At 66.4% G+C, this 17,730-nt stretch carries 29 protein-coding genes; 5 read left to right on the top strand and 24 right to left on the bottom strand.

What is annotated here, in order from left to right; genetic code table 11:
• Positions 1–53: 53 nt before the first annotated feature.
• Entirely contained in the window at positions 54–491 is a 438-nt protein-coding gene (locus ACNH6H_RS15840) for a hypothetical protein (protein WP_418319009.1), read from the bottom strand.
• A gap of 401 nt (positions 492–892) precedes the next feature.
• Between ACNH6H_RS15840 and ACNH6H_RS15835 the strand changes: the two genes are divergently transcribed.
• The 5 genes from ACNH6H_RS15835 (at position 893) to gshA (ending at position 5,309) form a co-directional block, all read left to right on the top strand.
• A complete protein-coding gene (locus ACNH6H_RS15835) occupies positions 893–1,108 on the top strand; it encodes a CsbD family protein (RefSeq protein WP_418319007.1) in 216 nt (71 codons plus the stop codon).
• Positions 1,109–1,394: 286 nt separating this feature from the next.
• On the top strand, positions 1,395–1,877 hold the full coding sequence (locus ACNH6H_RS15830; protein WP_418319005.1) for a BON domain-containing protein: 483 nt from the start codon (positions 1,395–1,397) through the stop codon (positions 1,875–1,877).
• Positions 1,878–1,898: 21 nt separating this feature from the next.
• On the top strand, positions 1,899–3,077 hold the full coding sequence (locus ACNH6H_RS15825) for a zinc-binding metallopeptidase family protein (protein ID WP_418319003.1): 1,179 nt from the start codon (positions 1,899–1,901) through the stop codon (positions 3,075–3,077).
• A 53-nt stretch (positions 3,078–3,130) separates the two neighbouring features.
• On the top strand, positions 3,131–3,688 hold the full coding sequence (locus tag ACNH6H_RS15820; protein ID WP_418319002.1) for a thermonuclease family protein: 558 nt from the start codon (positions 3,131–3,133) through the stop codon (positions 3,686–3,688).
• 85 nt (positions 3,689–3,773) lie between these two features.
• Positions 3,774–5,309, top strand: a complete 1,536-nt coding sequence (gene gshA / locus ACNH6H_RS15815) for a glutamate--cysteine ligase (protein ID WP_418319000.1) — start codon at positions 3,774–3,776, stop codon at positions 5,307–5,309.
• A 52-nt stretch (positions 5,310–5,361) separates the two neighbouring features.
• On the opposite strand, the gene ACNH6H_RS15810 is transcribed toward gshA, so the two are convergent.
• From ACNH6H_RS15810 to ACNH6H_RS15700, 23 genes are all read right to left on the bottom strand, one after another.
• A complete protein-coding gene (locus tag ACNH6H_RS15810; protein ID WP_418318998.1) occupies positions 5,362–6,369 on the bottom strand; it encodes an adenylate/guanylate cyclase domain-containing protein in 1,008 nt (335 codons plus the stop codon).
• 72 nt (positions 6,370–6,441) lie between these two features.
• Positions 6,442–7,305 (bottom strand): GGDEF domain-containing protein, encoded by an 864-nt coding sequence (locus ACNH6H_RS15805; protein ID WP_418318996.1) that lies wholly within the window; start codon positions 7,303–7,305, stop codon positions 6,442–6,444.
• 38 nt (positions 7,306–7,343) lie between these two features.
• Positions 7,344–7,868 (bottom strand): superoxide dismutase [Cu-Zn] SodC, encoded by a 525-nt coding sequence (gene sodC / locus ACNH6H_RS15800; RefSeq protein ID WP_418318994.1) that lies wholly within the window; start codon positions 7,866–7,868, stop codon positions 7,344–7,346.
• Between the two features lie 97 nt (positions 7,869–7,965).
• Positions 7,966–8,385, bottom strand: coding sequence for a VOC family protein (locus tag ACNH6H_RS15795; protein ID WP_418318992.1), 420 nt, complete (start codon positions 8,383–8,385; stop codon positions 7,966–7,968).
• A complete protein-coding gene (locus ACNH6H_RS15790; RefSeq protein ID WP_418318991.1) occupies positions 8,382–8,771 on the bottom strand; it encodes a hypothetical protein in 390 nt (129 codons plus the stop codon). Before ACNH6H_RS15790 ends, ACNH6H_RS15795 begins: the two co-directional genes overlap by 4 nt.
• Positions 8,768–9,220, bottom strand: coding sequence for a DUF2784 domain-containing protein (locus ACNH6H_RS15785; protein ID WP_418318990.1), 453 nt, complete (start codon positions 9,218–9,220; stop codon positions 8,768–8,770). Before ACNH6H_RS15785 ends, ACNH6H_RS15790 begins: the two co-directional genes overlap by 4 nt.
• A gap of 35 nt (positions 9,221–9,255) precedes the next feature.
• The gene (locus ACNH6H_RS15780; protein ID WP_418318988.1) at positions 9,256–9,588 is read right to left on the bottom strand and encodes a YegP family protein; all 333 of its coding nucleotides are present in this window, start codon (positions 9,586–9,588) and stop codon (positions 9,256–9,258) included.
• 99 nt (positions 9,589–9,687) lie between these two features.
• Positions 9,688–10,197 (bottom strand): gamma-glutamylcyclotransferase family protein, encoded by a 510-nt coding sequence (locus tag ACNH6H_RS15775; RefSeq protein ID WP_418318986.1) that lies wholly within the window; start codon positions 10,195–10,197, stop codon positions 9,688–9,690.
• 8 nt (positions 10,198–10,205) lie between these two features.
• On the bottom strand, positions 10,206–10,712 hold the full coding sequence (locus ACNH6H_RS15770) for a hypothetical protein (protein WP_418318984.1): 507 nt from the start codon (positions 10,710–10,712) through the stop codon (positions 10,206–10,208).
• 26 nt (positions 10,713–10,738) lie between these two features.
• Entirely contained in the window at positions 10,739–11,491 is a 753-nt protein-coding gene (locus ACNH6H_RS15765; RefSeq protein WP_418318982.1) for a sulfite exporter TauE/SafE family protein, read from the bottom strand.
• A gap of 29 nt (positions 11,492–11,520) precedes the next feature.
• Positions 11,521–11,931: a hypothetical protein gene (locus ACNH6H_RS15760; RefSeq protein ID WP_418318980.1), complete on the bottom strand. Its 411-nt coding sequence runs from the start codon at positions 11,929–11,931 to the stop codon at positions 11,521–11,523.
• A gap of 179 nt (positions 11,932–12,110) precedes the next feature.
• A complete protein-coding gene (locus ACNH6H_RS15755; RefSeq protein WP_418318978.1) occupies positions 12,111–12,719 on the bottom strand; it encodes a uracil-DNA glycosylase family protein in 609 nt (202 codons plus the stop codon).
• A complete protein-coding gene (locus ACNH6H_RS15750; protein ID WP_418318976.1) occupies positions 12,716–12,922 on the bottom strand; it encodes a hypothetical protein in 207 nt (68 codons plus the stop codon). Before ACNH6H_RS15750 ends, ACNH6H_RS15755 begins: the two co-directional genes overlap by 4 nt.
• Positions 12,923–12,959: 37 nt before the next feature.
• On the bottom strand, positions 12,960–13,283 hold the full coding sequence (gene cutA / locus ACNH6H_RS15745; RefSeq protein ID WP_418318974.1) for a divalent-cation tolerance protein CutA: 324 nt from the start codon (positions 13,281–13,283) through the stop codon (positions 12,960–12,962).
• 4 nt (positions 13,284–13,287) lie between these two features.
• Positions 13,288–13,764, bottom strand: coding sequence for a GNAT family acetyltransferase (locus ACNH6H_RS15740; RefSeq protein ID WP_418318973.1), 477 nt, complete (start codon positions 13,762–13,764; stop codon positions 13,288–13,290).
• Positions 13,765–13,778: 14 nt separating this feature from the next.
• Positions 13,779–14,273 (bottom strand): GNAT family N-acetyltransferase, encoded by a 495-nt coding sequence (locus ACNH6H_RS15735; protein WP_418318971.1) that lies wholly within the window; start codon positions 14,271–14,273, stop codon positions 13,779–13,781.
• 6 nt (positions 14,274–14,279) lie between these two features.
• Positions 14,280–14,726, bottom strand: coding sequence for a hypothetical protein (locus ACNH6H_RS15730; protein WP_418318969.1), 447 nt, complete (start codon positions 14,724–14,726; stop codon positions 14,280–14,282).
• A gap of 54 nt (positions 14,727–14,780) precedes the next feature.
• Complete coding sequence (locus ACNH6H_RS15725; RefSeq protein ID WP_418318967.1) at positions 14,781–15,143, bottom strand: VOC family protein; 363 nt, start codon at positions 15,141–15,143, stop codon at positions 14,781–14,783.
• Complete coding sequence (locus ACNH6H_RS15720; RefSeq protein ID WP_418318965.1) at positions 15,140–15,604, bottom strand: DUF2721 domain-containing protein; 465 nt, start codon at positions 15,602–15,604, stop codon at positions 15,140–15,142. Before ACNH6H_RS15720 ends, ACNH6H_RS15725 begins: the two co-directional genes overlap by 4 nt.
• Positions 15,605–15,668: 64 nt before the next feature.
• The gene (locus ACNH6H_RS15715) at positions 15,669–16,175 is read right to left on the bottom strand and encodes a GNAT family N-acetyltransferase (RefSeq protein ID WP_418318963.1); all 507 of its coding nucleotides are present in this window, start codon (positions 16,173–16,175) and stop codon (positions 15,669–15,671) included.
• A gap of 134 nt (positions 16,176–16,309) precedes the next feature.
• Positions 16,310–16,795 carry a hypothetical protein gene (locus ACNH6H_RS15710; protein WP_418318961.1) on the bottom strand — a complete coding sequence of 162 codons (486 nt, stop codon included), beginning with the start codon at positions 16,793–16,795 and terminating at the stop codon, positions 16,310–16,312.
• Positions 16,796–16,833: 38 nt separating this feature from the next.
• Positions 16,834–17,295 (bottom strand): hypothetical protein, encoded by a 462-nt coding sequence (locus tag ACNH6H_RS15705; protein WP_418318959.1) that lies wholly within the window; start codon positions 17,293–17,295, stop codon positions 16,834–16,836.
• Positions 17,296–17,311: 16 nt separating this feature from the next.
• A complete protein-coding gene (locus tag ACNH6H_RS15700; RefSeq protein WP_418318957.1) occupies positions 17,312–17,662 on the bottom strand; it encodes a VOC family protein in 351 nt (116 codons plus the stop codon).
• Positions 17,663–17,730 lie beyond the last annotated feature (68 nt).

Genomic DNA, 17,730 nt, shown 5'->3' with positions numbered 1-17,730 from the left:
GCCGGAGCGGAAGCATTGGCGATGCGGTCAGAGCCGCATCGCAGAACAGGGAATCAGCGCTTGGCGCCTTCCTGCACCGGCACCAGCACGACCGGCGGGCCGACCGTGACCGTCGTGATTTCCTTGATCACGCCACCGCCCTCGACGCTGCCGGACTGCCTGCCCTCGCCGAGCGCGAGTTTCTGGCAGGCCTTGCGTTCGGCTTCCGGCACGCGATCGCAACGGGCGAGCGCGTTCTGCCGCCATTCTTCGGGGCCGGCCGTTGCATGCCCCTTGCGCGCTTCGGCAAGGGCATTGCGCGCTTCCTTCAGGCAGGTTTCGCGGTCCTGGTGCGACTGACCGCTCAGGCAGGCCTGGCGCTCTTGCTTGAAGCGAGCCTCGGCCGATGCCAGGCCGGATGACGACGAAGCCGATGCGGCACCGATCGCGAATGTGACCATTGCAAAGCCGGCTGCACAGCGGCTGATCACCGATGAAGTTCTGCTGTTCATGTCTGGACCTCCAGGAACCCGGACTGGCCGGTGGTAGTGGACGAGGGCCGTTTCTGCAAAACGGATTGCGCGAGGCCGGAAGCAAAGTGCGTCTGTACGCTGCTCCGGCAACTGTGTTTGCAGACTAGGCCGGCCGCCCTGCGCCCACCATCGGCAGGCAACGACTTGTCCGGTAGGAAGCCCCCTACGGCTCATGTTCTTGCAGCGCACCGCTTCGCTGGACTGCGCGCACTGGTCCTACGCGGCGCCGCGGCACGCTCCGATCCGCACCGCGCTGGAGCAGGCCTAAGCTGATTGCATCGGTGACCATTTCGGCCAGACAAGCCGTCAGCCGGTCAATCGATGGGATGTGGCCGGCACGCGCCGGCCCTCACTGTCGTCAACGAAGGAAAGGAAATCAAATGAACTGGGATCGCATTGAAGGCAACTGGAAACAGATCAAGGGCAAGGCCAAGGTTCAGTGGGGCAAGCTGACCGATGACGATCTGGATGTCGTCGCCGGCAATCGCCAGCAGCTGGCCGGCAAGATCCAGGAGCGTTACGGCATCGAGAAGGACGAGGCCGAGAAGCAGGTCGACGCCTGGGGCAAGTCTGCCGATGACAAGTGGTTCAACTGAGGAACCAGCCACATTGAGTGAGCCTGCGGGCGCGGCGGTCTGACCAGGACGCCGCGCCCTTCGTGTTTGTGGCGGGCGGCACTCGGCCGCCGCTTTGTAGCATGCACTTACGCATGTCGGTTGCGTCCGACAGTGCAAATCGATGGCCACCGATAGGTTTCGAGATCATGGACCCTTAACCTGCTCGCAGGATCATCGCCACGTGCGATGCCGGGTGGCAAGACCGCGGTGCATGGGGCACCGCTCCGGTACATCTGCCGCCAGCGAGTCTAAGAAGAGGACCACGATGAACAGCCAATCCACCAACCGCCTGCGCACCACGATGCTTGCAACGGCCGCCGCTGCGGCGCTGCTGCTGAGCGCCTGTGGCAATCGCGACGAAGAGCGCACCGCCGGCCAGCAGATCGATTCCGCGGTCGCGACTGCCGAGCAGAAAAGCGATCAGGCATCGACCGAGATCCGCGAGCAGGTCGCCGATGCGCAGCAGGCCACCCGCGAAGCCACCGCCGACCTGAAGCAGAGCGCATCCAATGCGGCCGAAGCCGTCAGCGACAAGGTGCACGACGCCGCAATCACCGCATCGGTCAATGCCGAACTCGCGAAGGATTCGGCACTCAGCGCGCTGAAGATCGACGTCGACACCGTCAATGGCAAGGTATCCTTGCGCGGCACGGCGCCGAACTCCGAAGCCCGCGAGCGTGCGACCCGACTTGCCGCCAATGTGAAGGGCGTGGTCGACGTGCAGAACAACCTCGAAGTCCGCAGCTGATCTCCTTGGGAACGCACCGCCATGACACCTTTTTCCTGCAGCAGTTGTGGCCAGACCGTCTTCTTCGAGAATTCGGTCTGTGGTGCGTGCCAGTCCGCGCTCGGCTATGTGCCGAGCGAGGGTCGGATGCAGGCGTTCGACGCCAGCGAATCGGCAAACAGCGAACGCTCCGGCGAGCCGCTCGCCGAAGGCTGGCTGCGCAAGGGCGGTGGTGGCGGGCGGCTGCGCCCGTGCACAAACCGCGTGCAGCACGATATCTGCAACTGGATGCTCGATGCCGGTGACGATCACGATTTTTGCATCAGCTGCCGGCTGACCGAGGTCATCCCGTCGCTCGACAACCCGATCAATCTGCGCCACTGGGCGGCGATCGAGACGGCGAAGCGGCGCCTCGTCTATACCTTGATGAAGATCGGCCTGACGCCGAAACCGAAAACCGGCCCCGACGACAAGAAGGGCCTGGCTTTCCACCTGCTCGAAAGCCTCCCCGGTGAAGCGCCTGTGGTCACCGGACACGACGACGGGCTGATCACGCTGAACATTGCCGAAGCCGACGATGTGCAGCGCGAAGCCGCGCGTGTTTCGTTGCGCGAGCCGGTGCGCACGCTGCTCGGCCACTTGCGCCATGAGGTCAGCCACTACCTGCAGCAGCGCTACGTCACCGGCTGCGAAGGCGAAGCGCATTGCCGCGAGATCTTCGGCGACGAGCGCGCCGACTATCAGGCGGCGCTGCAAACCCACTATTCGAACGGCCCGCCGGCCGACTGGTCGAGCCGCTTCGTCAGCGAATATGCCAGCTGCCATCCGTGGGAGGACTGGGCCGAAACCTGCGCGCATTACCTGCTGGTGATCGACGCGGTCGAAACCGCCTCATCGTGGGGGCTGCGCCTGAACGGCCATACGTCGACCGAACCGGCCGACGGCGCGCCGCCGCAGAATGTGCCGCTGGAGGAACTGGTGCTCGAGCACTGGCTGCCGGTGGCACAGTTTCTCAATGCGATGAACCGCAGCCTCGGCCTGCCCGACGGCTATCCCTATCTGCTGCCGCCACGGGTGCTCGAGAAAATGAGCACGGTGCAGACCCTGCTCGCGCAGGCCGCGGCCGGATCGAAACCGGCGCCGGAACAGACCTGGGAAGGCGAAGGTGGCGCGCTGCCCGATATCGGCAGCCAGGTGCCGCCGGTCTCGCACCCGGCCTGAGCCGCACCGAAGAAGCGCCGCCACAGCGGCGCTTCTTGTTTCAGAATCGGCCGATGTACCCGCGGTTTTCAAGCGGCTCGCGCCGCCGTGGCGGCCATTACCTCGCGACCTTCGTCAGCGCTGTCATGTTGCTCGCGTGGTGGCTGCCTGCGGCCGCGCAAGGCATCGTCGTCGGCCAGGTCAGCCGGGTCCACGATGGCGATACGCTGACGATCGCGCAGCACGACGGCGAACTGCTGGTCCGGCTGGCGGCGATCGACGCACCCGAGGCTGAGCAGCCATTCGGCAGCGCGTCGCGCGACAGCCTCGTCGGCTGCGCGCTGGGCCGCACCGCAGTGGTCGAGGTACTCGGTAGCGACCGCCATGGCCGCACGCTCGGCATCGTCTTTGCGGCCGACCAGGACTGCGGCCTGAACCAGCTGCGCAAGGGCATGGCCTGGTTCTATCGGCAATATGCCCACGAGCAGCCGAGTCGGCGGCGCATCGACTACGCGGCTGCCGAACGACTGGCCCGACGACAACGCACGGGCTTGTGGGCCGACGACGCGCCGTTGCCCCCGGCCGCCTGGCGGCAACAGAATCCGCGCTTCGTCGCGCCGGCGCCGCGCTGAGCGGCCGGCGGCGATAGCCCCGACGCCAGCCGGATCGGCCCAGGTCTGCTACCTTCTGCCCCCTAAAACAATGAGGAGCGAGCGAGTGACCCTGTTGATCCAAGGCCTGCAGGCGTTGAGCGAGGCACAGCTGAAGGGCATTCGCCGCGGCATCGAGAAAGAGAGCCTGCGGGTTTTGCCCGGCGGCGCGCTGGCGTCGACGCCCCATCCGGCCGCGCTCGGGTCGGCGCTGAAGCACCCGCACATCACGACCGATTTCAGCGAATCGCAGCTCGAACTGGTGACCGGTGCACACGCCAATGCCGATCGTTGCATCGAGCAACTGACCGAGATCCACCAGTATGTCTACCGCGTGTTGGCGGCCCAGGGCGACGAGCGGCTGTGGGTATCCAGCATGCCGTGCCGCCTGCCGGCCGATGACGAGATACCGATCGGCCGCTACGGGCGTTCGAACGTCGGCCAGGCCAAAAGCGTCTACCGGACCGGCCTCGGCTACCGCTACGGCAGGCGCATGCAGACGATTTCCGGCATCCACTACAACTGGTCGATGCCCGGTGTCTCGAGCGAGGACTATTTCGCGCTGATCCGCAATTTCCGCCGGCGCTCGTTCCTGCTGCTTTATCTGTTCGGCGCCTCGCCGGCGGTCTGCCCGGACTTCGTCCGCGACCGCCCGCACCAGCTGGAGCCGCTCGGCCCTCACACGCTGCACCTGCCGCATGCGACGTCGCTGCGGATGGGCCGGCTCGGCTACCAGAGCGATGCGCAGTCGACGCTGGCGGTCAGCTACAACAGCCTGGAGACCTATGGTGCGTCGCTGCACGACGCGCTGACACGACCGTACCCGCCGTACGAGGCGATCGGCGTCACCGGCCCGGACGGGCAATACCGGCAACTGGCGACCAGCCTGCTGCAGATCGAAAACGAGTTCTACGGCACGATCCGGCCGAAGCGGGTGATCTTCCCCGGTGAGCGGCCGCTGCATGCATTGCGCGAGCGCGGCGTCGAATATGTCGAGGTCCGCTGCATGGACCTCGATCCGTTCGAGCCGGTCGGCATCTCGGCGCAGACGGCACGTTTTCTCGACATCTTTCTGCTGCACTGCCTGCTCAGCGAAAGCCCGCCGGATACGCCGGATGAAATCGCCGCACTCGGGCGCAACCAGCACCACACTGCAACCCACGGCCGTGCGCCGGGCCTGAGGCTCGAACGCAACAACCTGCAGCAGCCGCTCGACGACTGGGCCGACGAGCTGATGGCCGATTTCCAGCCGATCGCCGAACGGCTCGACGCCATCGATGGCGGCGAACTGCACCAGGCTGCGCTGGACGCGGCACGGCGCACCGTCAGGGACCCCGAGCGCCTGCCGTCGGCACGCGTCATCGCGGCGATCCGCGACGCCCTCGACGGCGGGCACAACCGCTTCACCGATCTGTGCTCGGAAAAGACGCGCGAACAGCTGATGGCGCTGCCGTGGAGCGACGACGCCGAACAGCGCCACCGTGCACTGGCCGCCCGGTCGGTCGACGACCAGCGCGAGATCGAGGCGATGGACAGCATGCCGTTCGAGTTGTACCGCCAGGAATACCTCGCGCCGTACCGGCTCGAGGTGCCGGCGCACTGAGCAACGGCCGGTCGGCAGGTCGGTTCGTTGGCTCTGCCAACGCCGACCGGCGTCAGCCTGGCGGCGCAGCGGCGCTGCGTGCGCCGCGGAACATCATCGTCGAGTCGGCATCGTCGATCTCGGCCTGTTGCTGCGGGCCGATCAGTTCGAGGGTCAAGACACCGGCGATGCGGATCCGCGAGCCGGCCCTGACCGGTACCTGCTCGCCCTTGCCGACCGCGACCCCATCGACTTCGGTGCCATTGTCCGACAGCGCCCGCAACTGCAGGCCGTCGGCAAGACGACGAAATTCGAAATGCCAGCGGCTGATCTGGCGTGCCGAATCGGCATCCGGATGGCTCAATACGACGTCATTCGCGCGCAGGCCATCGTGCTCGGCGAGGCGGCCGAAGGCGACGATATCCTGCTGCGGCAGCGTCAGCTCCTCGCGCGTTTCCTCGATCCGCAAGCGGCGCGGGAACAGCGCCTGATCGCGCCAGTCGAGCGTCAGCAGTTCGACCGCAGTCGCCACACCCTTCAGCTGCACGGTGCCCAGCGCATGGCACATCAGGCGGTGGCTGCGTTCGATTTCGAGAAAGACCTCGCGCGTCAGGCGGATCTCGCCCGGATCGGCCGACGCGGCCACCCGGGCGCACAGATTGACCGCATCGCCGCTGACCGCGACGCCGTCGCTGAGCACCGAGCCCCAGTGCATGCCGACACGCACCTGCAACTGGTGCTGGCGGCCGCGGCCGGCGTTGCTGTGGGCAATCCGCTGGTGAAATTCGATCAGCGCCTTGACCGCCGCCTCGGCATTCGGAAAGACGCAGAAAGCGCCATCACCGGCGGTATCGACGATGCGGCCATCGCATTCGGCGACGCAGCCGCCGAGCAGATCGAGGTGCAGCTGCTGCAGCTGCCGCCCGGCCGCGTCGCCGAACTTCGCAAAATACGGCGTCGAGCCGACGATGTCCGAGAAGACCAGCAGCATCTGGCGGGCAAAGCGGCGCGTCAGTTCCTCCTGCAGCTGATTCTGCATGCGGATGATCTGCGTCATCGTCAGCGAACTGAGGTCGGCCATGCTTCGACATCCGGAGGTCCGTACCAGTGCGCTCCATTGTGCACCGTTGCCGCGGCGCCGGAGCCGCCGCCGTCAGCCGTCAGCGGTGGCCGGCATTTGCCGGATGCGGATTGCATTCTTGCCGCTTCGCTTCACCTCGTACATCAGCGAGTCGGCGAAAGCAAATGCGGCATCTTCGTCAGGCGGTGGCGGGGCGCACACTGCGACACCGACGCTGAAGCCGACCGGCCAGGCCCTGGCCTCGGCGAGTGCGATCAACGCGGCATGCAGCTGCGAGAAAAAGACCTGCGCGCCGCTGGCGTCTGCTTGCTGCAGTACGATGACGAATTCGTCGCCACCAATTCGGCCTACGATATCCGAGGCGCGCGCACGCGCGCGCAAGGTCACGGCGATCTCGGTCAGCACCTCGTCGCCGGTTCGGTGACCGAAGCTGTCATTGACCGACTTGAAATTGTCGAGGTCGATGTAGCCGATGGCGACAGGCTGCCGCTGCCTGGCCGCCAAGGTCGCGGCCTGCCGATAACGCCGCCGCACGCTGCCCGCATTCAGCAAGCCGGTCAGCGGGTCGGTCTGGGCCAGTGCCGCCGTCGTTTCGAGCAATGACCGCAGCTGGACGAGCAGATAGGCGACGATCACGAAAAATCCGAAGCGGACCACCGCATTCCAGAACGGAATCCAGGCTCGCGAATATTCATGCCCGGCGTCGACGTCGGCGGCCAGCCAGACCACCGCCGCCACGAGGCTGATACAGACAGCAATCCGCGCCCCCGCATACCATGCCGCGAGGCTGACCGGAATCAGATAAAAGATCGAGAACGAGATCTCGTAGCCGGTGGCCGAATCGAATATTCCGGTCAACGCCACCAACAACAGCGCCAGAAGCCCGATCCGAAGCGGGGAAAAACCAGCGATGAATTCGCGAATACCGGCCGTCATGCCGGTGGATTGTCTGCTCCCTCGGACCTTTCCGGTGATCAACCGCCGCCGATCACGCCGCAGGCAACCCGCGCACCGCCACCGCCGAGGGGCTCCGGATGATCCGAGTGGTTGTCGCCGCCGGCATGGACCATCAGCGAACGTTTCATGACATCGGCCATTTTCAGCCGCGGCGCCAGGACCGGATTGTTCGCCTTGCCGTCGGCTGCGACAAACAGCGCCGGCAGATCGCCGAGGTGGCCGTCGCCCCAGGGCAGGCCGTGCCGCTTCGTATTCTTCGGATCGAGGTGGCCACCGGCGGCCAGCGCCGGGACCGGCGCACCGTCCTTCATCGCCGGCTCACACGACGGATTTTCGTGCACGTGGAAGCCGTGCAGGCCGGGCTGCAACCCCTGCAGGTTCGGAAAAAAGGCCAGCCCGTGCGGCGTCTCGACGATGCGCACGCTGCCGACCGCGGCACCGACTCCCTTCGCATCAGCGACGTGCATGTTGACGGTGGTATCGGCGGCGTGTGCCGTGCCGGCCAGCACGATTGCAGCGAACATGGACAAGGTCTGTTTCATGAAGCCTCCATTCATTGAGATGACCGCATTGGAGTGGCAAGTCTCGTTGATGGTTCGCCTCTGTTGCAACCCCGCGGTTGGACAGCGCCGCGCAGCGTCAAGCTGCACGCGAAGCGTCCGGTGGACCTTTCAGTTCGACCACATTGCCTTCCGGATCGGTCAGGTAGATCGACGGTCCGAGGCCGTACGCGCCAAAACGCTGCGTGACCGGGCCCGCCTCGACACCATGGGCTGCCAGTTCGGCATGCAGCAGGTCGGCGTCGAAATCGGCGACCCGCAGGCAGAAGTGATCGAGGTTGCGCCCTTCGCCGCCGGGCGCCGCGCCGCCGGCGCGACCAAGTTGCCCATCGACCGGCACCAGATCGATCAGCGACGCGCCGGCGCGCAGCTGGATCAGCCCGATCTCGTCGTTGCGCCGCTCGACCGTGCAGCCGAGCACATCGCAATAGAAGTCGAGCATGCGCTGCAGATCGACGACGCGCAGCACCAGGTGGTCGATGTCGAGCAGCTTGATCATCGCTGCCTGCTGCTGCGCCAGCGCCGCCAGCACCAGCGGACCCCGAACCAGGCCGCGGCAAATGGCACGATGCCCGCCACCGCGCCAAATACCAGCGCCAGCGGCACGATCTCGAGCGAGCCGGCGCGGGTCGATGCCAGCATCGCCAGCAATCCGAGGTAGATGCCGAATGCCGGCCAGAATGCGGCTGGCCGTGCCTGCAGGAAGCCGGACACTGCCCCGGCCACCGCACCGCCGAGCAGGCCGACCCAGGCCAGCGACTGGCCGAGCACGACGGCCGTGCCCTGCGCCCACGCTTCGCTGCAACAGACCAGCAGGCCGGCGCCGGCCAGCAGGCAATGCCAATTGCCTGGCGTCGGTGGCGGCCGCTGCGTCGCCGGCGTCATCGCATGGTCCGATCGGAACGTCCGCGCAGCGGCGCCTGCCGCTCCCGCTTGCGTCTTGCCGGCGGATAAATCCACCAGATCAGCATCACCAGCAGCAGGAACGAGGTGTAGGCGAAGACGAAGACCCATGGCGGCGCATCGTAGAACAGCACGCGCTGGATCCAGTATTCGACGAAGCTACCGCTGTACGCCTGCTGCTCGCTGGCCATCGAGCGCAGCCGGTTTTCAAGATGGGTCAGCGGACAGGTTGCGCCGAGCCAGGCCTGCAGCGCGACGTAAGCGATTGCCGCCAGATGGGCGAGCCGGAAACCGAGCCGGTTGACCCACGCCCAGTCGACGCGATTGCCGACCAGCACCACGATCGGCCCGCCGACAACAAAGATCACCACCGCGAAATGCAGCAGCAGGACGGCATCTGCCAACAGTGCGTAGGGTGGCGGGTCGAACATGCTCGTTCATCATGACCCGCGCACCGCCGGCGAGTTCAGTCCGGGGTCTTGATCGTCTCGGTCGAGCCGTTGTTCTTCACCGACTCGATGCCGGCATCGCGGCTGGCACTGGACTTGTACATCTGGCTGGTGCCAATGACCTGGTGGTTGGCTGCCTTCAGATTGAAATAGAAGCGGCCATCCGATGCATCCTTGCGGTCGAAGCGGTTGTCGGAGGTGCAGTTCTTCTGCACCGACGCGATGCCGTTGCGTGCCGAGGCCCTGCTTTCGTACTGCTCGCTGCGCAGAATGGGCTCGCCATTGCCGGCGGCAAGCACAAACGAGAATTTGCCGCTGTTGCCCTGCTTCAGTTCGAACCAACCAGCCATCGAAGCCCCTTTCAGAATCAGCGTGGAACACCGGTCCATCGTAAAGCATCGATTCCGCGCCGCCCTGATCCAGCTCAAGCAAAGCCGCGCGGGGCGGCCTCAGCGAGAGATCGGGCGGCCGCGTGACGGATCGGGGTCGGGAACAGCGATCACCTGACGCAGCGTTTGCTGATACGAATGCGGCAGGCCGTGTTCGGCAGCGCCGTCGACGACATGACGCAAATACCAGTCGAAGGGCCGCAGCGCCGGATCGATGTGTGTGGCCACATAGACGCCGGCCGTCACCAGACCGGAACGGGCGACCACCTCGATCTGCCGGTAGTCGTAGCCTCTGCCGAGCCCTTCAGCGTGATCGAGCGCGGCGCGGTCGACGACGGCAATGCGGTACAGCACGCCCCAGACGGTGTCCTCGCTGGTGCCGGTGCCGATGATGTCGCATTTGGCCGAACCGTCCTGACCGACCTTGTGCCAGGCCAGCCGATGGCCGGCAAGCCGCGCGATGCCGAGTGCGACTGCCGACGGCGTGCGCGCCAGCAGACGCCGGCTCGACATGTTCGAGCCGTAGGCGAAATTGACGAAGTGGCCGGACTCGCGATCGATGGTCGACATCGGATCGCTCACCGTTTCCAGTAGATGCCGTAGAAGACGATCGACCACTGGCCATCGCTGGTCGACGCTTCCCACAACTGGGTCACGGTGCCGTCGGCGCGCGGCGTCCAGCTGATGCGCTGCTTCGTCGGCGTGCCGTCGACTGCGGTGGTCTGCCCTTCGAGCACCATGTTGCCATTGCGCAGACCCCCTTCGAGCAGCAGCACCCCGCCCTTGTTGTCGACCCAGGTCTGGTGCCAGCGCTTGCGGCCGGGGTCATAGGCATTCAAGCTTTCGCCGCGGTAGCCGGTGGCCGTCTCGTAACGTTCACGAACGACGCAGCCTTCGTAGTCGCTGCGGATCCGGTTGATGCCGGCGACCTTGCCGTCGGGCGTGCGAACCTCCCACTCGCCAATCCAGAAATCGAATTGCCGGTGCTCCGGGCCTGCGCAGCCCGCAGCGGCCGCGCCGTTTGCAGTCAGCAGGCCAAGCAGCAGCGTCGTGGTCAGCCGGACAATTCCTTGGAAATGATTCATGCACCTTCCTCCTTCGTTCGTGTCGATCACGATCGCAGCAGGCTGCGGCCCAGCATGTAGATGCCCAGCAAGATCAGGCCGATGAAAAACCAGCGGCGAAACGCTTCAGCCTGAATCCTACCCCGCAGCCGCTGGCCGACCCACATGCCGGCCAGCGCAGGCAGCACAGCGAGCAGCGAGCTGCCGATATCGACCGCCGCGAATTCGCCGGTGATCGCCAGTGCCGCTGCCAGTGCAATCGTCGAGACGGTGAATGCAAGACCGAGCGCCTGGATCAGCTCGTCCTTCGCGAGGCCGAGCGAATTCAGATACGGAATCACCGGCAACGCAAAGACGCCGGTGGTGCCGGTGATCAGTCCGGTCAGAAAGCCCATCAGCGGCGACAACCAGCGTTCCGCGCCGGGCCGCACGTCGAATCGCACGCCGCCCAGCCCCATTGCCGCATAGACGATCAGCACTGCCCCGAGCACGCCGTTGGCAAGCCCTGCCGATTCGCCGGTCAGGATGCCGATGCTCGACACGGTGCCGAAACCGATCGTCAGCAGCAGCGGCGCCAGCCTTCGCAGCAGCACCCGCAGATACGGCCCGGCAATCGTCTGCCAGAGGTTGGTCGCCAGCGATGGAATGATCAGCATCGCTGCCGCGGCGGCCGGCGGCATCGCCACACTGAGCAGACCGATTGCAACCGTCGGCAAGCCGAGCCCGACGACACCCTTGACAAAACCGGCCGCCAGAAAAGTCAGGCCGACAAACAGCGCGCTGAGCGCGACATCGGTCATTGGTGAGGCCGTCTCGCGCTTGTCGGGACTCAGCCGCGCAACAGCAGAAACAGCGCAACGCCAAGACCGCCGGCCGCGACGATGCCGACACCGACGATCAGGCGGGTCAGCACCAGCGTGCGCGCCCGCAGCAGCTCGATCTTCTCGACCAGCTGCGCATTCTGTTCGGCCAGCGCATTGATCAGTTCGGACGAGGCCAGCATCAATTCCTCGAGCCGGGCCGACTCGGCCCGCAATGCGGCCAGCTGGTCCGCCACCGGCTTCGCGGCGGCCGCCGCTTCCGGCGCCTGCTGCTGAGCGGCCGCATCCGGCGCCTGCTCGGCATTGCGGCTGGCCACCGCCTTCCACAATTTTTTCGCGCCGTCGGCGACGACCGGGGCATTTTCGATGACCGTGCCCCAGGGAACGCTTTTCAATACCGTGAACCAGCCGATCGCCATCTCGCCTCTCCAATACTGCGTCGCATTGCCGAGTCCTGATTGTCGGCCACCACTGGATCGGTCAGGCAATGCGGCCGCGCACCGCCCGGTCGCTCATCAGTATCGCCGTGCGCCAACCCACCGGACAACGGCAGCGGATGAACCATGCGGCCCTCGTTGGCAATCCCACGTCGGCAGGCTCAACGCCGGGAAGCGGACCGGTGCGCACCGCACAACGCGGCGATCCGCTGCCGCAGCGCCGGCACGACCTCGGCCTCGAACCACGGGTTGTGGGCCAGCCAGCCGTTGTTGCGCGGGCTCGGATGCGGCAGCGGCAGTTGCGACGGCCAGAAGACCCGCCAGCGCCGCACCGCATCGGTCACCGACGATGCCTGCCTCGGCATGTGCCAGGCCTGTGCATGGGCGCCGATCACCAGCGTCAACTCGACCTGCGGCAGTGCGCCGAGCAGCCGCTCCCGCCATGCCGGCGCACATTCGGCGCGCGGCGGCAGATCGCCACTGCGGCCTGCGCCGGGGTAGCAGAAACCCATCGGCAGGATCGCGACCAGCTCCGGGTCGTAGAAGGCCGCGCGCGACAGGCCGGTCCAGTCGCGCAGCCGTTCGCCGCTGGCATCGTCGAACGGAATTCCGGACGCATGGACGCGCCGCCCCGGCGCCTGCGCGGCGATCAGGATGCGCGCACCGGGCGAGGCCTGCAGCACCGGCCGCGGCCCGGCCGGCAGCGAGGCCTGGCACAGGCTGCAGGCACGGACCTCGGCCAGCAGCGAATCGAAAGCGGCGCGCCTCATCGGCGATAGAAAAACGGCAGCAAGGCCAGCGCGCTGCCGATCACCAGCAGGATCATCGGCCGCGCGAGCAGGAAATACGGCACGACCAGCAACAGCACACCGCAGATGGCTGGCACGCTGGCGCGCTGCTGCCGCGCGTAGTAGAGATAGGCGAAGCCGAGCGAGCCGAAAACAACGGCGAGAAAAAGCGCTGTCGCGTTCAAGTCGAGGTCCTCCGCGGCGCTCGCGCAGCGTCGGCCATCATCGACTCTGCTCGCCGCATCCGGCGGCAACCCAGTCGGCAAACGCCGGATCGACGTGCTGCATCGGCAGCGAAAAGATCGCCGGCAGTTCATAACTGTGCTGTTCGCGGATCGCGGCCTCGACCGCGGCGCGGCGCGCTGCGGTCGTCTTGAACAGGATGCGGTATTCGTTGTCGTCCTGCACCGCGCCCTGCCATTCGTAGAAGCTCTCGATGCGGCTGATCTGCGCGCAGGCCGCGAGCCGGCGTTCGACCAGCGAGCGCGCCATCGCGCGCGCCTCGTCGTGATCGCCGACGGTCGTGATGACGGCAATCAATTCCACCGTGTCAGTCCGGTATCAGCCGCCGGCCGAAGCTGACGACGTCGTCGCGTTGATATCCGAGCGACTCATAGAAGCGGTTGGCGGCCTCGTTGCCCGAGCGCACCTGCAGATTGAGCTTCGGGCAGCCGAGCGCGAGCAGCCGGGCTTCGAGTTCGCGCACCAGCGCCGCGGCGATGCCCTGGCGCTGGTGCCGCGGATCGACCGCCAGGTAATTGATCCAGCCGCGGTGGCCGTCGTAGCCGCCCATCACGCTGGCGACCACTCGGCGCTCACCATCCTCGGCGACCAGGAACAGCTCGCGCTGCACCGCCCGCTTGCGTTCGATATCGCGGTGCGGATCGTTCCACGGCCGGGTCAGGCCGCAAGCCTGCCACAACGCGACGACGGCGTCTTCGTCGGCATCGGCAAAGGCGCGGATCGTGACTGCCACAGGCCCATCGGCAGGCGGTTCGGCAGGTCGCAGTTGCGGCTCGGTCGGCATCCCGTGGCGCCGCGTCAGCGCGGCGGCAGTTCCTTAGTCATGAAAACACTGTGCGGATCATCGACATAGGCGCCGAACGGGCCGCAATAGCTGAAGCCGAAACTTTCATACAGCCTGCGCGCCGGATCGAAGGCGGCCATCGAACCGGTCTCCAGGCTCAGCCGGCGGTAGCCGCGCGCCACCGCGACGTCGATGATGTGGGCCAGCAGCGCGCGGCCGGCGCCGCGCCGGCGCAGCGCGCTCGGCGTGCGCATCGACTTGATTTCGCCATGCGCCGCGTCAAGCGCCTTCAGCGCGCCGCAACCGAGCAGCAGATCGCCGTCCCAGGCCGACCAGAAGCTGATCTCGGGGCTGCGAAGACGCTGCAGATCGAGTGCATGGACACTTTCCGGCGGCGAAGTTTCGAACATGTTGCGCAGGTGCTCGTCGAGCAGCGCATGAATGGCCGGATGACTCAGGTCGTCGGGCCTGATCACGATGCTGCCGAGCGAGGCGGTTGCAGTGTCCATCGTCGTCTATACCCAGCCGAACTGGGCGCGGATATCACGTGCGGTGAGGTTGATCGGCGCGGTCGGCGCGAGCGGATACTGGCGCAGGTTGGTGGCGCGCACGCCGCCGCCATTCTGCCCGAGCACCGCCACGCCCTTGCAGCGCCAGCCGGCGGCGAGAAATCCCTCCAGGTAAGCCTTCGCGTCGGGGCAACGCTGCGGCTCATCTCGGCTTGCGGTCGGCGACAGGCAGCAGATGACCGCCTGGCAGCGCGAGCGCTTGACCTCGGCCAGAAAATCATCGATGCCGGTGCGCGTATCCTGCAGCGTACCGACACGGGCGTACATCCGCAGCGGGGTTTTTGTACCCTGCAGCAGGATGTCGCGCACATTGCGGTTGAAGCAGCCGGTCAGGCTGCGGATGATCGATGTCTTGCGCGTATTCGAGTTGCCGACGAGCAGGAAACAGTCCATCGCGCTATTTTGATCGGCTCCGGCGCGCCACGCATTGCGCGTCGGCCGACCGAATCAGCGGTCGCTGAACAGCCCGACGCGATTGCCTTCGGGATCGGCGAATACCGCATAGAAGCCCGGCCCCCCGACCGGCCGCTTGTCGGTCACGACGCTGGCGCCGCGGCGGCCCGCTTCGGCCAGCGTCTTCGCGATGTCGTCGACCTGGATGAAGAACAGCACGCCGGTCTCCGACGGCGTCGCGCCGGTCGTCAGGCCGCCGCCGATGCCGCCGTTGTCGGAGAACAGCACATATCCCTCGGTATTTGGCGTGAAACTCCAGCCGAACAATGCGCGGTAGAAGCCCTGTGCGCGCTCGATCTGCCGGCACGGGATATTGACATGGACGATTCGTCCGTTGCGTGGTGATGGCAGGTTCATCGCAGCTGGCTTCCTTCGTGCAGCGGTATTCGAACGGTGCTGGTGGCCAGATGCACCTCACGCAGAAAATACGCCAGGCCGACGACCAGCGCCAGCATCGATGCGGTGAACAACAGGCCGACCAGCCATTTCAGCGGCGCGCTGAGAACGACTTCGAGAAACAGCGCTGCCACCACCATGCAGACCAGCAACGCCGCAAACGTGCAGGCGGTGATCGCCGCGCCGGCCAGATGACGCCGCCGTTCGAGCGAGCCGAGTTCGGCATCGATCGACGCGCGCACCTGCGGGTCGGCCGGCAATTCGGTTTCCGCCAGATGGCGGCCGCGGTCGATGATCCGCGCGAGCCGTCCGGTCATCACATTCAACATGCCGGCGATGCCGGTCAGCAGAAAAACCGGACCGAGTGCCAGCTGGATTGCCTGCGAGACATCGTGGATGTTCAGAACCGAAGGTAGGGCCATCGCGTGGATTCTGTCCCGTGCAGCCGCGGCAGGACCGCGGACGTGGTGGTGCTGGCGACCGACTTTACCCGCCCGGTCCGAGCGCCGCCACCATCAGCAGGTAGCTGTTGCGCACGCCGGTCTGGCGGAAGCCGCAGCGCCGGTACAGCTGCTGCGCCGGATTCTGCGGATGCACGGTCAGCGACACCTGGCGATAACCGGCCGAGCGTGCCGCATCGAGCGCGGCCAGCATCATCGGCCCGCCGATGCCGCGGTGCTGGTATTCGGGCTCCAGCGCGATGCCGAGTTGCGGCGTTGTTTCGTCGACCGACGCAAGGCCGACGCCAAGCGGCAGCAGCCGCATCCAGCAGGCGCCGGCATCGCAGTCGTCGACGCGGGCGACGACGCCGACATCGGTCGGCTGCCCCCAGTTCTCGGCATAGATGCGCACGCCATCGGACTGCAGCACCTCGAGCGGTCGCAGACCGGCCGGGGGCGGATCCCACAACGCGACATGCAGCCAGCGCCAGAGTCTCGCCTGGTCGCTTGCCAGCAGCGGCCGGAATACGGGTTGGTGTCGCAGCGTGTCCATCAGCAGATCATCGACGATGCCGCCGGGCCCAGCCCCCGCTCGCTGCTCGTTGCCACGAAGGTCGACGACGCCGACATGTCGCTACGTTCAGGCGAAACGCTGCGACGCGCGGCTGAGCTCGGCCGACCGCATGTTCATTTCAGCGGGTGCTCGATCAGCACGAAATCGCGCCCCGGCGTGTGGCAGCCGAAACACAGCGGCACGCCGTTGGCCTGTGCGACGACGCGGCTGCCGGCCTGGGTGCCGAGGATCTCGTACCAGTACCAGCCCTTGCCGCCGTCGCTGTCGGCCGAGGTTTTCACCGAGACCGCCCAGCCGGACAACTTGCCGCCGCCATCCAGCAGCTCCTTGACCGCGGCCGACCCTTTCGGATGGGCGGCTGCCTTGGCCGCCAGCGAGCGGTCGAGCGGCGGATTCAGATAGGCGATCACCTGCGTCGGATGCGGGCCGAGCGAGCGGTGCGGCGCAGATTCCTTCGGCCATTGCCGGTAGCTGCCCGCCTGCAACCATTTCAGCAGCGCCGCGCCGTCGGTTGGCGGCACGTCGTTGCCCTGGGCGGCAGGCAGCAGCGGCGCACACGACAACAGCGCAGCCAGCAGGGGTCGGCAAATCGATCGCATCGTCTTGCTCCGTTGCGAGTCAGACACACACGCCGAGTCTATTCCCGTTGCCTGCGCTCGTCGCGCTTGAGCGTCGCACGCACCTGCATCGCCATCCACCAGCCGAGCCATGCGGTCGGCAGATAGGCCAGCAGGAGGTCGGCCGCATTGAACCAGGCAGGTGCCGGCAACACCACGACATTGGCGACGCCGCCGAGCAGGAACAACACGCCGATGAATGCGGCCGCGGTGGCCGAGCGTGCCGGCGCGATGAACGATGCGATGAAGGCGCCCGCCAGCGTGCCCAGCGCATGGGCCAGAAACGGAAAGACGAAATGCCTGAACTCGAACAGATGGATCGTGGCCTTCAGGCCCTCCATCGTCGTGACATCGGCGCCGTCCGGCGGCGTGACCAGTTTGCCGCCGACCAGGATCAGCCCCATGTTGACCGCGCTGCCGACCAGCAGCCCGGCCAGCACCGCCAGCATCGCACGTGCGCCGCCAGCCGATGCCTTGCTCATCGCTGCCATCGCTGCCCTACTTCGAATAACTCGGCTGGTACAGCTGGACGGTGAACCCGCCCGGCGCCTTGAAATAGGTCACCAGGCCATAACCATGGTCCTCGATCGGCTGCGTGAATTCGACACCGCGCTCGGTCAATCGCTGCACGGTATTCTCGATGTCGTCGCAGAAGAACGAGATCTCGGCACTGCCCGAAGGCGGCCCGCCGGCCTCGCTCGGATGAATGCCGAGATCGGCAGTCGGCGGGTCGAAGATCAGCCAGCCGTCACCGACATCGGTAGCCGGCAACTCGAGCTTGTCGCGCAAAAAGGCGCGCAGTGCTGCAGCCTCCGACGAGTAGAACATCGCATGCATGCCTCGGATCATCACGGCTCCATTCGGTAGCGGGTGACGCCGATCGGTCACCGTCGAGGAGCAGCACTGTACCGGGGCGG

The sequence above is a fragment of the Pseudideonella sakaiensis genome (genome assembly GCF_048320135.1).
GTDB lineage: Bacteria > Pseudomonadota > Gammaproteobacteria > Burkholderiales > Burkholderiaceae_C > Ideonella_A > Ideonella_A sakaiensis_A.
Note: the sequence above shows the minus strand (reverse complement) of the source record. Positions and strands in the feature narration are given on the sequence as shown.

Coding starts and splice junctions, on each gene's coding strand:
- ACNH6H_RS15840 (WP_418319009.1), bottom strand. CDS start 491: ATGAACAGCAGAACTTCATCGGTGATCAGCCGCTGTGCAGCCGGCTTT.
- ACNH6H_RS15835 (WP_418319007.1), top strand. CDS start 893: ATGAACTGGGATCGCATTGAAGGCAACTGGAAACAGATCAAGGGCAAG.
- ACNH6H_RS15830 (WP_418319005.1), top strand. CDS start 1,395: ATGAACAGCCAATCCACCAACCGCCTGCGCACCACGATGCTTGCAACG.
- ACNH6H_RS15825 (WP_418319003.1), top strand. CDS start 1,899: ATGACACCTTTTTCCTGCAGCAGTTGTGGCCAGACCGTCTTCTTCGAG.
- ACNH6H_RS15820 (WP_418319002.1), top strand. CDS start 3,131: ATGTACCCGCGGTTTTCAAGCGGCTCGCGCCGCCGTGGCGGCCATTAC.
- ACNH6H_RS15810 (WP_418318998.1), bottom strand. CDS start 6,369: ATGGCCGACCTCAGTTCGCTGACGATGACGCAGATCATCCGCATGCAG.
- ACNH6H_RS15805 (WP_418318996.1), bottom strand. CDS start 7,305: ATGACGGCCGGTATTCGCGAATTCATCGCTGGTTTTTCCCCGCTTCGG.
- sodC (WP_418318994.1), bottom strand. CDS start 7,868: ATGAAACAGACCTTGTCCATGTTCGCTGCAATCGTGCTGGCCGGCACG.
- ACNH6H_RS15795 (WP_418318992.1), bottom strand. CDS start 8,385: ATGATCAAGCTGCTCGACATCGACCACCTGGTGCTGCGCGTCGTCGAT.
- ACNH6H_RS15790 (WP_418318991.1), bottom strand. CDS start 8,771: ATGACGCCGGCGACGCAGCGGCCGCCACCGACGCCAGGCAATTGGCAT.
- ACNH6H_RS15785 (WP_418318990.1), bottom strand. CDS start 9,220: ATGTTCGACCCGCCACCCTACGCACTGTTGGCAGATGCCGTCCTGCTG.
- ACNH6H_RS15780 (WP_418318988.1), bottom strand. CDS start 9,588: ATGGCTGGTTGGTTCGAACTGAAGCAGGGCAACAGCGGCAAATTCTCG.
- ACNH6H_RS15775 (WP_418318986.1), bottom strand. CDS start 10,197: ATGTCGACCATCGATCGCGAGTCCGGCCACTTCGTCAATTTCGCCTAC.
- ACNH6H_RS15770 (WP_418318984.1), bottom strand. CDS start 10,712: ATGAATCATTTCCAAGGAATTGTCCGGCTGACCACGACGCTGCTGCTT.
- ACNH6H_RS15765 (WP_418318982.1), bottom strand. CDS start 11,491: ATGACCGATGTCGCGCTCAGCGCGCTGTTTGTCGGCCTGACTTTTCTG.
- ACNH6H_RS15760 (WP_418318980.1), bottom strand. CDS start 11,931: ATGGCGATCGGCTGGTTCACGGTATTGAAAAGCGTTCCCTGGGGCACG.
- ACNH6H_RS15755 (WP_418318978.1), bottom strand. CDS start 12,719: ATGAGGCGCGCCGCTTTCGATTCGCTGCTGGCCGAGGTCCGTGCCTGC.
- ACNH6H_RS15740 (WP_418318973.1), bottom strand. CDS start 13,764: ATGCCGACCGAGCCGCAACTGCGACCTGCCGAACCGCCTGCCGATGGG.
- ACNH6H_RS15735 (WP_418318971.1), bottom strand. CDS start 14,273: ATGGACACTGCAACCGCCTCGCTCGGCAGCATCGTGATCAGGCCCGAC.
- ACNH6H_RS15730 (WP_418318969.1), bottom strand. CDS start 14,726: ATGGACTGTTTCCTGCTCGTCGGCAACTCGAATACGCGCAAGACATCG.
- ACNH6H_RS15725 (WP_418318967.1), bottom strand. CDS start 15,143: ATGAACCTGCCATCACCACGCAACGGACGAATCGTCCATGTCAATATC.
- ACNH6H_RS15720 (WP_418318965.1), bottom strand. CDS start 15,604: ATGGCCCTACCTTCGGTTCTGAACATCCACGATGTCTCGCAGGCAATC.
- ACNH6H_RS15715 (WP_418318963.1), bottom strand. CDS start 16,175: ATGGACACGCTGCGACACCAACCCGTATTCCGGCCGCTGCTGGCAAGC.
- ACNH6H_RS15710 (WP_418318961.1), bottom strand. CDS start 16,795: ATGCGATCGATTTGCCGACCCCTGCTGGCTGCGCTGTTGTCGTGTGCG.
- ACNH6H_RS15705 (WP_418318959.1), bottom strand. CDS start 17,295: ATGAGCAAGGCATCGGCTGGCGGCGCACGTGCGATGCTGGCGGTGCTG.
- ACNH6H_RS15700 (WP_418318957.1), bottom strand. CDS start 17,662: ATGATCCGAGGCATGCATGCGATGTTCTACTCGTCGGAGGCTGCAGCA.